General features: G+C 69.9%; 15 protein-coding genes and 1 tRNA gene. 6 read left to right on the top strand and 10 right to left on the bottom strand.

The genetic code is table 11. The annotated features are described in order from the left end of the window. The 3 genes from D471_RS0102910 to D471_RS0102900 form a co-directional block, all read right to left on the bottom strand. Positions 1-324, bottom strand: a 324-nt coding sequence (locus D471_RS0102910; RefSeq protein WP_017597237.1) for a vitamin K epoxide reductase family protein, incomplete at its 3' end; no start/stop codon positions are given. Beyond that, positions 321-1,016 (bottom strand): DsbA family protein, encoded by a 696-nt coding sequence (locus D471_RS0102905; RefSeq protein WP_017597236.1) that lies wholly within the window; start codon positions 1,014-1,016, stop codon positions 321-323. The genes D471_RS0102905 and D471_RS0102910, both read right to left, overlap by 4 nt. 126 nt (positions 1,017-1,142) lie before the next feature. Next, positions 1,143-1,532: a hypothetical protein gene (locus D471_RS0102900; RefSeq protein WP_026127348.1), complete on the bottom strand. Its 390-nt coding sequence runs from the start codon at positions 1,530-1,532 to the stop codon at positions 1,143-1,145. Between the two features lie 85 nt (positions 1,533-1,617). Between D471_RS0102900 and D471_RS0102895 the strand changes: the two genes are divergently transcribed. Continuing rightward, positions 1,618-1,998: a hypothetical protein gene (locus D471_RS0102895; protein WP_017597234.1), complete on the top strand. Its 381-nt coding sequence runs from the start codon at positions 1,618-1,620 to the stop codon at positions 1,996-1,998. A 98-nt stretch (positions 1,999-2,096) separates the two neighbouring features. Here the strand turns inward: D471_RS0102895 and D471_RS0102890 are convergent. The 3 genes from D471_RS0102890 to D471_RS0102880 all read right to left on the bottom strand — a co-directional run bounded on the left by D471_RS0102890 (position 2,097) and on the right by D471_RS0102880 (position 4,055). Beyond that, positions 2,097-2,170: transfer RNA gene (locus D471_RS0102890), tRNA-Pro, on the bottom strand. Positions 2,171-2,278: 108 nt separating this feature from the next. Next, a complete protein-coding gene (locus tag D471_RS0102885) occupies positions 2,279-2,941 on the bottom strand; it encodes a dienelactone hydrolase family protein (protein WP_017597233.1) in 663 nt (220 codons plus the stop codon). Between the two features lie 127 nt (positions 2,942-3,068). Then, positions 3,069-4,055, bottom strand: coding sequence for a coiled-coil domain-containing protein (locus tag D471_RS0102880; RefSeq protein WP_017597232.1), 987 nt, complete (start codon positions 4,053-4,055; stop codon positions 3,069-3,071). A 535-nt stretch (positions 4,056-4,590) separates the two neighbouring features. On the opposite strand from D471_RS0102880, the gene D471_RS42440 reads away from it, so the two are divergent. The 3 genes from D471_RS42440 to D471_RS41095 are packed head-to-tail and all read left to right on the top strand — an operon-like array spanning position 4,591 to position 5,932. After that, entirely contained in the window at positions 4,591-4,824 is a 234-nt protein-coding gene (locus D471_RS42440; protein WP_017597231.1) for a hypothetical protein, read from the top strand. Further along, a complete protein-coding gene (locus tag D471_RS42435; protein WP_083924039.1) occupies positions 4,821-5,108 on the top strand; it encodes a hypothetical protein in 288 nt (95 codons plus the stop codon). Before D471_RS42440 ends, D471_RS42435 begins: the two co-directional genes overlap by 4 nt. Before the next feature lie 38 nt (positions 5,109-5,146). Continuing rightward, positions 5,147-5,932: an MFS transporter gene (locus tag D471_RS41095; protein ID WP_083924037.1), complete on the top strand. Its 786-nt coding sequence runs from the start codon at positions 5,147-5,149 to the stop codon at positions 5,930-5,932. Here D471_RS41095 and D471_RS0102870 read toward each other — a convergent pair. Then, on the bottom strand, positions 5,929-6,564 hold the full coding sequence (locus D471_RS0102870; protein ID WP_017597230.1) for a TetR/AcrR family transcriptional regulator: 636 nt from the start codon (positions 6,562-6,564) through the stop codon (positions 5,929-5,931). The two genes, D471_RS41095 and D471_RS0102870, sit on opposite strands and share 4 nt — an antisense overlap. Positions 6,565-6,638: 74 nt before the next feature. On the opposite strand from D471_RS0102870, the gene D471_RS0102865 reads away from it, so the two are divergent. After that, positions 6,639-8,174, top strand: a complete 1,536-nt coding sequence (locus tag D471_RS0102865) for an MFS transporter (protein WP_017597229.1) — start codon at positions 6,639-6,641, stop codon at positions 8,172-8,174. Between the two features lie 75 nt (positions 8,175-8,249). Here D471_RS0102865 and D471_RS0102860 read toward each other — a convergent pair whose 3' ends face one another. The 3 genes from D471_RS0102860 to D471_RS38165 form a co-directional block, all read right to left on the bottom strand. Beyond that, positions 8,250-9,521 carry an MFS transporter gene (locus tag D471_RS0102860; RefSeq protein WP_017597228.1) on the bottom strand — a complete coding sequence of 424 codons (1,272 nt, stop codon included), beginning with the start codon at positions 9,519-9,521 and terminating at the stop codon, positions 8,250-8,252. Between the two features lie 4 nt (positions 9,522-9,525). Beyond that, positions 9,526-10,644: a SagB/ThcOx family dehydrogenase gene (locus D471_RS0102855; RefSeq protein WP_026127347.1), complete on the bottom strand. Its 1,119-nt coding sequence runs from the start codon at positions 10,642-10,644 to the stop codon at positions 9,526-9,528. A gap of 177 nt (positions 10,645-10,821) precedes the next feature. Further along, complete coding sequence (locus D471_RS38165; RefSeq protein ID WP_083924035.1) at positions 10,822-11,526, bottom strand: class I SAM-dependent methyltransferase; 705 nt, start codon at positions 11,524-11,526, stop codon at positions 10,822-10,824. Between the two features lie 1,064 nt (positions 11,527-12,590). On the opposite strand from D471_RS38165, the gene D471_RS40685 reads away from it, so the two are divergent. Next, positions 12,591-12,776: a hypothetical protein gene (locus D471_RS40685; RefSeq protein WP_086002993.1), complete on the top strand. Its 186-nt coding sequence runs from the start codon at positions 12,591-12,593 to the stop codon at positions 12,774-12,776. Positions 12,777-13,011 lie beyond the last annotated feature (235 nt).

The following is a 13,011-nucleotide window of genomic DNA, read 5'->3' as shown; positions in this document are numbered from 1 at the left end:
CTCGGCACCCGCCAGGAGGGCCGCGCCGACGGTGGTGACCACGGCGAAGCAGGCGAGACCGACGACCGGGTTCGGGACTCCGAACACCTCCGCCTGCGGAACGGCCATGACGGTGCCGCAGGAGAGCACCGGATTGACGCTGCACGCGGGGACGTGGTCGGGATCGGCCAGGACCCGGAGCTTCTCGACGAGCAGGGCCAGGGAGGCGGCGAACCCGACGGCGCCGCCCAGCGTGAGCAGCCACGGCAGGGCCCGGCTGATGACGGCGACCCCGGCGCCGGGCGGTGCGCAGACCGCCCGGCGGGCGGCGGAGGGGGCGCTCATCCCTCCAGCTCCGCGTCGATCATCGCCGCGAGGGTGTCGTAGTCGGGCATGCTCGGGGTCGGGCGCCCGTTGACGAAGATGGTCGGGGTGCCCTGGACTCCGAGGGCGACGCCGTCCTCGAAGTCGGAACCCACCCGTTCCAGGGTCTGCGGGGACTCCATGGTCCTGCGGAACTCCGCCACGTCCAGGCCCAGATCCTCGGCGAAGCCGACGAACACCTCGCTCCGGTCCTCACGGGACTCGCCCCACTCGGCCTGGGTCTGGTACATCCGGACGTACATCTCCTCCAGGGCGCCCTGTTGGGCGGCGGCCTCCACCGCGGCGGCCGCGGGTTCGGAGTTGGTGTGCCCGGGCAGCGGGAAGTAGCGGATCACCACGGTGATCCGGCCGTCGTAGTCCTCACGGATCCGCTCCATGACGGGGAACTGGGCCCGGCAGGCCTCGCACTCGAAGTCGAGGAACTCCACGACCGTGACCGGGGACTCCTCCACCCGGTCCAGGTGGCGGCTGTCCTCGCGCACCAGTAGTTCGGCCGGCGCGGTGGGCGCCGCGGTGGGTTCGGGGGAGGTGGGGGTGCTCCGCGCCGTCGGCGCGGTGGCGGCGGGGTCACCGCCGTCGAGGACGACCAGGAGGCCGATCCCGAGGGCGGCGACCAGGATCAGGCCGAGAGTGATGACGAGGTTCTTGCTCATGTGGAAGGTCCTGGGGTCGGGGGCGTGCGCGGGCACGCCCGGAACACGGTCACGTCGGGGCCGTGCCTGACTGGTGGGCACGGCGGGGCACCTCACCGGTGGGGAGGTGGATGGGTGTTCCGTGTTCTAGACCCGCTGGACGCAGAGCAACGTCAAGAGCCCGTGGCCGTGCGGGGGCGACGGGCGGTGACGGGTGGCGCGGCACGCCGGTCCGGGCCGTGGGGCCAGCAGCAGCGTGAAGGTGAGGACGACGCCGAGCGCGAGGAGGAACAGGGGCGCGGCGGTGGTCACCCCGTGGGCCTCGGCGGCCTCGCACGGGTGCGGGACGGTCGGGGAGGAAGCGCCGGGCCGGGCCTCGACGGTCTCCTGGACCAGGTCCGGGCAATCCGCCGCCACGAGCGATGAGGGCTCGGGGACGGCACTGTGGCACAGGGCGCACAGGAAGCACATGACCACCAACGCGACCAGCGGCACCGCGAGGGTGCGCTGTCGTCGAGTAGGGGTGCGCCCGTCCATGCCTGAGACTGTAGCCGCGGCGCCGAGGCACTCCGCACCGGGGCCGGGAGGGCGGTCACGGCGGTGGGGCCCGTATCATCCCGCCATGGTGAATCCCGGGCCCCGCGCACGACTCGTCCGCACACTTCTGGACGCGGACTCCTCCGCGTCCGCGGAGGAGCTCACCCGCGTGCTGGTGCGTGAGCTCCTGTCCCTGGGGTCCGAAACCCCGGACAACCTCGCCTGCGCCGCGCACGTCGAGTACGGTTCGCGCTTCACACCGCCCGGCCCCGACCGTCGTCCGGTGTCGGGGTTGAGGATCCGGGGCACCGACGTCCCGCTGGGCGACGTCGCCTGGGAGATCGAGTCCACCCCGCTGCCGCGCGAGCGGTTCCCCGGTCTGAGCGTCGAACAGTGGAAGGCCGCCACCCGCGCCATCGCTCTGCTCGTGCTCGCGCTGGAACGCGAGGAGGAACCGACCCCCTGAGCGCGTCAACCCGGTCCTCGCGGTGGTCGACACGCGCGACACGAACGGTCGCCGGACACGTGAAAGGGACGCTCACCTGGGTGAACGTCCCTCATCTGTCGGGACGGCGGGATTTGAACCCACGACCCCTTGACCCCCAGTCAAGTGCGCTGCCAAACTGCGCTACGTCCCGTACCGTTGGACCGGCCCCGTCTCCGGTGCCGCCAACAGGTGAAACCCTATCGCATTCCCGGAGGCGCTCGGGCCGTCCCACCGCACGGGAGAGCGCGTGGCGTGGGCCTCAGGCCGCTCCCCTCTCGGCGCGCAGGGTCCGCGCGAACCAGTCCGCGGCCGCGTCGGCCACCCGGTCGAGCGCCCCGGGTTCCTCGAACAGGTGGGTGGCGTGCGGGACGACGTGGACCTCGTGCGGCCCGCCCAACCGCCGGGCGGCGTCCTCGTTGAGCGCCAGCACCTGATGGTCCGCTCCCCCGACGATGAGCAGGACCGGGGCGCGCACGCGGGAAAGCGCGGCACCCGCGAGGTCGGGACGGCCTCCTCGGGACACGACCGATCCGACCGGGGTGGGGTGGTCGGCGGCGCTGCGCAGCGCCGCGGCCGCTCCCGTGCTCGCCCCGAACAGGCCCACCGGCAGCTCCCGGGTGTCCTCGCGGCCGCCGAGCCAGGACACCGCACCGGACAGCCGCCCCGTCAGCAGGTCGATGTCGAAGCGCTGCTCGGCGGTGACGCGGTCGATCCGCTCCTCGTCCGCGGTCAACAGGTCGAACAGCAACGTGGCGAACCCGGCCTTCTGGAGGACGGACGCCACCATCCGGTTCCGGGGGCTGTGCCGCGAACTCCCGCTGCCGTGGGCGAAGACCACCACGCCGACGGGGTCGGCGGGAATGACCAGGCTCCCGTTGAGTGACACACCGGCCGTCTCCACGGCCACCTCGTGCTCGGCCATGGCGGGTTCCCCCTTCCGGAGGGCCGCGCGTCCCGTGCGGCGCGGGCGCGTCCGCGCTCGCGGAACGGCCCCCGTAGACAGCGCTACCCCGCTCCCGGCGGGCCACACCCGCCCGTGGCGGGCGGTGTCAGTACGACGAGATGTGCACGTGGTCGTAGTGGTTCTCCGTGACGCTGCCGCGGTCGTTCATCCCGACCCACTGGCGGTTCTGGGAGTGCCAGATCCGCTGCTCCCAGATGACGTACTTCACGCCGAGACGGTCGACGTTGTCGATCGCGTACTGGGCGATCGCGTTGCCCGTGCTCCGGTTACCGCTGGAGGGGTAGGTGCCGATGCCGGAGACCATGAAGTCGCAGGCCTGTCCCGACCCGTGGTCGTCGTTGCTGTTGCGGGCGCACCCCACCTCGTAGGGGACGCCCACGTTGAGGATGACCTCGTCGCGGATGGCCGCCATGCGCGGGGTCGCGCCGTCGAAGCCCCAACCGCGCACGCTGCTGGGGATGGTGCCCGTGGCGGGGGTCTCCGGCTCCTCGGGGACCTGCGCGGCCTCGTACTCCTCGATGAGGGCCTCGACCTCGTCGCGCTGTTCCTCCAGGCCCTCGATCAGCTCCTCGGCCTCGGTGAGCTCTTCCTCGGCCTCCTTCGCGATCTCCTCCCGCTCCTCCTTGAGCTCGACCAGGTCGGAGATCTGCTCGGACTGGCTGCGACCGACCTGCTCGACCATGGCCACGTCGGTGAAGAAGTTCTCGGGTTCACTGCTGAAGACGACGTCCAGGGTGGGATCGAACCCGTTGCTCATGTACTGGCTGGCGGCGATCTGGGCCACTCCGGAACGCGATCGGTCCAGCCGCTCCTCGACATCCTCCAGATCCTGCTGCGCCCGCTCGGCGCGCTCCTCGATCTCGTTGAACTGGAGGAGCTCGCCGTCATAGGTCTCCTCCAGTTCCTCGGCCCGGGCGTTGAGCTCGTCGATGTCCAGGTCCTCGGGGTCCGCGTGGGCGGCCTGGGGGACGGTGACGACGGCGGCCGCGCACACGGCGGCGGCGCCGAGTCGGATGCGGACTCCACGGCGGCGCCAGGGCCGCGAGGAGGGCGATCCGGGGTTGAGAGTCATGTCAGCTCCATGGGTGGTACCGCTGGCGAGCCCGTGCGTCGGCGAGGAGGTCGGGGCCCGGAGCCGTCGCCCTCCGCGCACGGAGGCTCGCTGGAGGGTGCCTGTGGGGCGAGGGGTACTTAGCAGACGATACGAGAAATTTACCCCATATGCCTAATGCCAGGAATATCCATGCAGGTCAGCGGGCACGAGCCACGGCCAGAAGGGGCGGTCGCGGCGCCTGGCGTCCCCCGCAGCATACGGAGGCGGACCACGGGGGGCGACTCAGCCGCCGGACCCGGCCACCGGAAAGACCGTCTCCGAGCACTTCGGCATCGCGTCCGCCTCGGCCAGCTACCACCTGCGCCAACTGCACACCTACGGCTTCGTCGAGGAGGCGCCCGAGCTCGGCACGGCCAAGGAACGCTGGTGGCGCGCCCCGCACACCGGTTTCCGGCTGCCCGAGCACCTGGACACCGAGGCCCCCGAACTCAGTACGGCCGTCCGGCTCGCCCTGGCCGCCCGCTGGTCCGAGGAACTCGGCGCCGCCGTCAACGTGTGGTCCTCCCAGCCCGAGGGCTGGCGCGAGGCACAGGTCATGGGCGAGCGCAGCACCCAGCTCACCGTCGACGAACTCGCCGCGTTGAGGTCCGAGATCCGCACGGTCCTCAACCGGTACGCGCGCGAGCCCGGAGAGCGCGCCTACACCGGCACCCGCCTCGCCCTCGTCGCCATCCCCTGGTTCGTCCTGGAGACCACCGACAGCCCCGCCCGCATGGGGTTTTGGTGACCCTCTTCGAGATGGGCGCCTACACCCTGGCCAGGCCGTTCAGCGGCCCACTCCTGGACCGTGTCGGCCAGCGCGCGGTCAGCGTCCGCCTGGATCTGGTGGCGGCCGCCGCGCTCGCGGGTGTCCCCGCCCTGCACGCCGCCGACCTGTTGTCTCTCCCCCTCCTGCTCGTGCTCGTGGCCCTGGTCGGCCTGGCCACCGGACCGTCCGAAACGGCCAAGGTCTGGCTCTCGCCCTCCGTGGCGACCGACACGGGCACCCCCTGGAACGCGTCACCGCCCTGACCGGAACCGTTGACCGCCTCTCCCAGACCGTCGGCCCGGTGGCCGCCGGGGCGCTCGTCGCACTGGTGGGAGCCATCCCCGCCCTGGCCCTCAACGCCGCGCTCATGGTGCTCGCCTCGGCGGCCCTGGCGACCCTGGTCCCCCGGGGCCGCCCGGCCCCGGGCGCCGCCCCGGAGGAGGACACCGGTTACCTGTCCCAGCTGTACGCCGGGTGGCGGACGGTGTGGGGCGACCTGCCGTTGCGCGCGCTCATCACGATGATCATGGTCACCAACCTCGTCGACACGGCCGTCATGACGATCGCGCTGCCCCTGTGGGTCCACGGACACGGGCTCGGCCCCGAGGCCGTGGGACTCACCGCGGGCGTGCTCGGCGGCGGATCGGTGCTCGGTTCGTTCGTGGCGGTCTGGGTGGGTCACAGGCTCCCGCGCCGGTGGACGTTCTTCGCCGCGTTCGCCCTCTCCGGTCCGCCGCGCATCCTCGTCCTGGCGCTGGACGCCCCCCTGTGGGTGGTCCTGGCCGTGTGGGGCGTGGGGGGTGTCGGCGGCGGCCTGATCAACCCGATCCTGTCCGCGGCGATCTTCGAGCGGCTGCCCAGGCACATGGTCGGACGCGGAACGGCGACGGTGGGAGCCCTGGCGCGGCTCGCCGCGCCGTTCGGCGCCCCCGTGGTCGGCGCGGGGATCACCCTCGTGGGGATGTCCCCCGTCCTGGTGGCGTGCTCGGTCCTCTACCTCTGCGCGGTCACGGTCCCGGCGTTCGGCCGCGCCGCCGCGGGGCTCGCACGGCCCGAACCGGAGTCGGCCGCCCCGGAACCGCCCTAGCCGTGCGAGGTCGCGGAGTGTCCGACCGCCTCGGCCTCCAGCGCGGCGAAGTCTCGTGCCAGACCGCGCAGCAGGACCGCCACCGCGTGTGCGGTCTCCCGCCCGTCCACGGGGGCGTGCCCGAAGAGCAGGCGGTAGTGGACGAGGGAGGCCAGGGTGTCGACCGCCAGGGTGAGGTCGACGTCGTCGCGCAGGTCCCCGCGCTCGCGTGCCCGTTCCAGGGTGTCGCGCACGGCGTTCCGGGGTGGATCGAAGAGCGTGTCCATGAACCGGCGGTGCAGCTCCTCGTCGCCCGAGCAGTCGGCGAGCAGGGGACTGAAGAACTCCGGGCCCATGCAGCGGAAGGTGCGCGCGAAGAGGGCCAGCGCCTCGTCCAGGTCGCACAGAGTGCACCCTGTACGCGGTGGTTCGACCCCGCCCATGCGCCGTTCCAGCTCGGCGAGGACGAGTAGTTGCCGGTTGGGCCAACGACGGTAGACGGCCGCCTTGCTCACCCCCGCCCTGCGCGCCACCTTCTCGATCGCCAGACTCCTGTAGCCGTCCTCCTCCAGGAGGGCGGAGACCGCGTCCAGCACCGCCGTGTCGATGTGCGCGTCGCGGGGCCGTCCGCCCGTGACGGAGCGCTGACCCATTGACGCCCCCGTTCCTTCCGATCTAGGATCCGATTCGATCCGTATCGTATCGTAATTGGAAACGGAGGACAAGCATGGTCACGGAGGTACCGGCACGCGCGGGACGACGTCAGTGGCTCGGGCTGGGCCTGCTCACACTGCCGTTGTTCGTGCTGGCCGTCGACGCGAGCGTCCTGTTCCTGGCCGCTCCGCACATCGCCGCCGGCCTCGATCCGACACCGACCCAGTGGCTGTGGGCGATGGACGTCTACGGCTTCATGATCGCCGGGCTGCTCGTCACCATGGGCGCGGTCGGCGACCGGATCGGGCGCAGACGCCTGCTCATGGTCGGATCGACCGCCTTCGCCGCCGCCTCGCTGTGGGCGGCACTGGCGAACGGCCCCCTGTCACTCATCGCCGCGCGTGCCGCCCTCGGCGCCGCCGGAGCCACACTGATGCCGTCCACCCTCGCGCTCATCCGCACGATGTTCCGGGACGAACGCCAGCGCACGACCGCGGTCGCGGTGTGGATGACGACCTTCTCCGTCGGCGTCGCCCTGGGCCCACTCATCGGCGGCGCCCTGCTTGAGGCGTTCTGGTGGGGCTCGGTGTTCGTCGTGGCCGTGCCCGTCATGGCGGCGGTGGTGCTGTGCGGTCCCCTCCTGCTGCCGGAGAGCCGCGACCCGTCCCCGGCCCGGATCGACACCGTGAGCGCGGTGCTGTCCATCGCGGCCGTGCTCAGTCTGGTGTACGGCCTCAAGGAACTGGTCGGCTCCGGGCCGGACACCGCCGACGCGGCCGTTCTGGCCTCGGGCATCGTCCTGGGCACCGCCCTCATCCGCCGGCAGCGCACCCTCGCGGCGCCGCTGATCGACCCCGCCCTCGTCCGGTCCCGCGCCTTCCGCTCCGCGCTGGCCCTGCTCGTCGTCGGGGTCTTCACCGCGACGTCGGCGAGCTTCCTGATCCCGCAGTTCCTCCAATCCGCGGCCGGACTGCCCCCGCTGCGGGCGGGCCTGCTGATGGCACCCATCGCCCTGTCCTCGATCGCCGGTTCGCTCACCGCACCCGCCCTGGCCGCCCGCTGGGGCGCGCCGACGGTGATCGCCACGGGCGCGGCACTCTCCCTGACCGGATACCTGGTCCTGGCCCAGGTCAACGTGGGGGATCCGCTGTGGATCCTGGTGGCGGGCGGCGCGCTCGCCGTGCTCGGCCTCAGCCCGACGACGGTGCTGACCACCGACCTGGTGGTGGCGTCGGCACCCGAGGGGCGCGCCGGATCGGCCGCGGCCCTGTCGGAGACCGGCGGGGAGCTGGGCGTGGCCCTCGGCGTCGCGGTCATGGGCAGCCTGACGGCCGCGGTCTACCGGCTGCGCGTGGCGGACCTGCTGCCCGAAGGCCTGGCCGCCGACACCCTGGCCGCGACGCGGGAGGGGATCGACGCGGCCCTCGAGGCTGCCGGGGAGCTCCCTCCCGAGGCCGCCGGACAGGTGGTCGCCGCCGCCCGCGCCGCCTTCGGGTCGGCCTTTTCCACCGTGGGGTACGCCTGCGCCGCCATCACCGTCGGGCTGGCCGTGATCGCCCTGGTCGGCCTACGCCCGAAGCGCACCGACAGCGCGGCTCCACGCGCCTGAGGGCGCGGGTTGACGGCCCGGCGCCTCGCCCGCACCATGCTCGCGAGGCCGTGCCGAACCCGGGTCGGGAGTCGGTCACACCGCGGCGCGCTCCGCTCCCTCCCGGAACACGCGACCGAACACCAGAGGCGCGGTCAGGAGCAGGGCTCCTCCGACGACGAACGGAGTGTGGAGTCCAAGCCCTCCCAACAGGCCGCCGGCGAAGACCCCCAGGAGAACGGAGGCTTGGGCGAGGAGCATGCGGGCCATGGACGCGCGCCCCAGGATCGGTTCCGGCGTCACCGCCTGAAGGATGGAGACGGCGCTCACGGAGATCGTCGTCGCCGCCAGGCCGAACACACCGAGGGCGAGGGCTCCCACCACGACGTTGGGAAAGAGTCCCATGGTCAGCAGGACCCCGCCCCCGAGAACGTGGGCGATGATGAGCAAAGGTCCGTGGCCGCACCACCGTCCCAGCGGAGCACACAGGAACGAGGCCGCGAGCGCGCCCACCGCGGACAGCATCGTGTAGACCCCGAACAGTGCTTCTGGAACACCGAGGGTCCGGGTGACGTAGAGCACCAGGATGGCCGACACCCCGCCGGTGGCGAACCCGGAGACCGCGGCGGCCACGGCGAACCCCCGTTGGACGCGGTCGTCCCTGACGAACAGGAGCCCGTCCAGCGCCTCGCGGGTCAGTGAGGAGCGCTCCGTACCCGGCGCCCGCTCGCCTTCGTCCCCTCCGTCCCCGCCGAAGGACCGGGCCGCGGCGGGGACGGAGAGCAGGAACAGCGCCCCCACCAGGTAGGCCCCCGCGTTGAACAACAGCGCCGTCCCCGTGGAGAGCGCGAACAGCAGCCCCGCGAGCGGGCCGCCGAGGAAATCCGAGGCCACCACACGCGCCCCCTGCAGGCGGCTGTTGGCCGTGATCAGGAGGCCGCGCGCAACCAGCGCGGGCAGCAGCGCCCGGGCCGAGCCGTCGTGGAAGACCTCACAGACCGCCAGGGCGAAGACGAAGAGGCACAACCCCCAGACGGGGACCGGACCGAACCAGGAGACCACCGCCAGTACACCGAGCAGCGCGCAGCGCAGGATATTGCCGATGATCATGGCGCGGCGCTTGTCGATCCGGTCGATCAGCGCCCCGGCGTGGAGGCCGAACAGCAACCAGGGAGTGTAGGCCGCCACGGTCAGCATCGAGACCGCGAAGGGGTCGGAGGTCAGGGCGGCGGCCATGAGCGGGAAGAGGGTCAAAAGGACGCCGTCGCCGAGATTGGCCGACGTGTGTCCTCCCCAGAAACGGTGGAAGGCTCCCCCCAACCCCACCGCCGACGGATCGCCCTTGGCCTGTGAGGAGTCGATGTCCATGCGCTTACTCGAACCTGGCTTTCCGGGAGCCCTCCAGACTCATCGGCGGATGGGAGAGAACCGCGTCCCCGTTGGCGTCCACGGCGGGAACACCGGCGGAGAGGACGTACAGCGCGGTCTCCCGGACCCCGTCGACGCCCAGCAGCTCCTCGACGGCCGAGTCGTTGAAGGCCGCGGTCTGGAAGGGGCCCAGCCCCAGTGCCGTCGCCGTCAGGGCGAAGGTCTGGCCGAGGTGCCCGGAGTTCATCAGCATGACCCGATAGGCGCGGGGGTGCCGGTACTTGAAGCTCAGCCGTGAGACGACCGACGTCAGGACCACGGAGAAGGGCGCTTCACCCACCCCTGACTGCGCGTCACACGCACGGGTCAAAGGGTCCCGGAACTCGCCCTCCTGGAGCAGTTCCAGGGAATGCTCCCGGACGTTGTAGTGGTATATCCCCGGAGCGATCCCGGCTACCCCGGTGATGACCGCGTACGCTTCCAGTTCGTGACGGGCGCCGCCGGCGGGGCTGGTTCGCAGCATGAGGGCACCGAACTGCTGGGCGTCGATGAAGTCCTTCACACCGAAGGTCATCGCCATGAGGGCCGAGAAGACCTCCCGCCTCACAGGCGCGTCAACAAAGTCCCGATGGGTTCTCCTCCGGTAGAGGACCTCCTGGTAGGAGTGGCCGGGATCTTCATGATGCCGGGGGAGAAAAATCCTGTCCGCGTCCTTGTACTCCTTGAAAACGGGAGGCGACGGGTCTTTCGTGATCTCCTCTCGGACCTCATCGGTGCTCTCCGTGAAGGGAGCGTCCCTGGTGGAGAAATGAAATGAGAGACCTTCCTTACCCCAGGGCGCCCAGGCGTCGAATCCCTCCTCTGTGTGTTTTCCAGCCCCACCCTGCTCCTCGGATTCAAGGAATCCGAGAGACAAAAGGGACGCCACCGCACTGTCCAGGACATTTTCGTCCAACTCAAGTTCCTGCGCGACATCAGACACGGATCGCAACTCGGAAAAGCTGTAGAGAACGCTCGCCGTGATCGGGTCGGTGCTGATCCTGGCTTTCGTCATGGGATTCTTGACGAAGAAATTAGATGCATCCCAGAAGCATTCAAGGTGCTTTGCTGACCTGTACTTCAAAGTATTGCTCCCTGTAAAAGTGAGGAGGTCGGCCCCGTCAAGGGGCCGACCTCCTCGGGCCGCATGCTAGCTGGCGCTGAACACGATGATGATGGTCAGCTCTTCGACGGGCTCAATCTTGATCATGACCTTCTCCTTAACTGTCGGAGCCAAGCTCCAACGGGGGGATTTCCGCGGTTAATCCACGGAATCTGCACGCCGGGCGACGTACAGAGCCTTGGGGTGTCTTCCGTTGTCCAGGCCGTCCTCCAGGACTCCTCCGTGGAACCCCCGGACGGAGACGAACTCCAGACCAGCGGAGGCGATGCTCTCGAGGATGCGCTCGTGGGTCAGGTGACGGAGCCGGTGCCGTGTGACGGAACGCTCCCAGAGGCCACCCTCCACCCGCGCGAAGGAGTCCACCTCGAGGTCGATGGCGCCACCGGGGGAGAAGTCGGCCGGCGCCAGCGGCGAGAAGGAGATGAACCCGTGGTCGGAACTGCGGATATTGGGAGCCTGGGAGAGCACACGGAAAGATAGTTCGGTGTTCACTTCCACGACCAGAAGGCCAGTGGGAACCAGAACCCGCGCAGCCTCAGCGAAAGCTGCGTCCAACTCCTCGTCTCCGGAGAGGTAGTGGAACACCTCGCCCGCAGAAATCGCGGCATCAAATTTCGCAGAAGGGAGGGGAAGATCGGCCAACCCTCCCACGAAAAAATCGATCCCACGCATCTCCTCTTTTCCCTCAGCGGCGGACACCATCGCGGGAGAGAGGTCGACACCGGTGACCTTGTATCCGTTCTTCTGAAGTTCCACAGAGCTGTTGCCAGTGCCGCATCCGAGATCGACCAACCGTTGCCCGGGGGCGCCAAATTCTTTCAGGAGATCGCCGAACAGGTTCATCCAACGGTGGTAGTCGGAAGTTCTCGATGTCGCGTCATATTGACCGGCAAGCCCTTCATAGGCTTCCAGAGGAGACGCCGAGGGGGGATGAGTGGAAATCTTCGACCTCCAAATTCAACCTTTAGTTGATTGGGTAAAAAATTATGCCAGGAGCCATCTTCGGTCAAGGAGTGTGGCCACATGCGGACAGTGGTGGAACGGCAGCGACCCCAACCCGGTGAGGGTCGGCGGAGAATCACCAGGTCACTACCGGAAGCCGAAAAAGAAACCGGCGCAGGCATCCCGGGATGTTTGAGTGAAACCAAATACCGTGTGCCTCTGTTATGCGGACGTGACTCAAACTGGTTACCTGTCGGCCAGACCCCCGAAGTTCTCGAGGATCGCCGGAGAGCACACGAATATCGGAGTTGGGCCAAGTGCGAGGTTATGAGCGGGCCCTGGCATGGGAAAACGGGAGCGGACCCGAAGGACCAAGGGGCGGACGCACCATGCCGACCACGGCCCGGGAGGGACCCGGCGGGTTTCCCACCCGGTCGTCCGTTCGCTGCGGTGCTGGCGTTCTCCCTGATCTGGCGCCTGGTCGGTCTTGCGAACCGCACTGAGAGGGCACCTTCACCCGTGGCCCCGGGGCGGGGAGCGCCAAGACGCGAACAGGTCCTACGGGGGCCGATGACAGCGGCGATCCGGCCTCACCCCCGGCTTGCCCATACGACGTCCTCAACCAAGCGTGCGCAACCGTGGGACTCGACGGCACCGAGGGGGAACTCCGCGCGGGCACACCAACGCCGTCGTGCGGCTACCCACCGGGCAGTCTCGCCGAGGCGCTCCGACGCGTCCGGAGACTCCACAACAACACGGAACAGCCGTGGAACATCGTTCGGGGCTGAGTTTGTCAGAGCCTGGCTGGGCCACCGCGTCACCGTCCCCGAGGAGGTCGACGTGTTTCCTCGCCACGCGAAGTCTGTGCCCCCTTGGCGTGAACGGCCCGTTTCGGCCGCCCTCTTCCCGGTTGTCGTCCTCGGGGTGGGGTACTGGCTGGGCACCAACCCCCAGGAAGTGGTCTTGTGAGTTGTCTCGTCATCCCGATCGTGCTGATCGTCTTCTTCATCGTCCTGATCGCTCTGGCAGCCGGTTCCTCACCGGGCGGGGGAAGGGGCTATGACGGGCACGGCGGTGGCTTCTCCTCCTACAACCACGACGGCTCCAGCGATGGTGGCGGTGGTGGGGGTGATGGCGGTGGCGGTTGTTGATGTCAGCACCAGGCCGCACCCGCCCACCGGCCCATGACCGGCCATTCCTCACCCGGGTCGTCCGCCGAGGAGAGACCCACACCTGTGCGGCCACGCGGCCCGCCCCTTCACCCCCGCTCCTGCCCGAGCCCGCCGTCGACGAGTCGCGCCCGCACCGGACGCGCGAACCGCTCCGGAGTGTCCGACCGCAGGTCCGAGGTGAGAATCCGCTGACCCGCCTCCGGCCGGCCGCGCA

The organism is Nocardiopsis lucentensis DSM 44048, from assembly GCF_000341125.1.
GTDB lineage: Bacteria > Actinomycetota > Actinomycetes > Streptosporangiales > Streptosporangiaceae > Nocardiopsis > Nocardiopsis lucentensis.
This window is presented reverse-complemented; position numbering and strand designations above follow the sequence as displayed.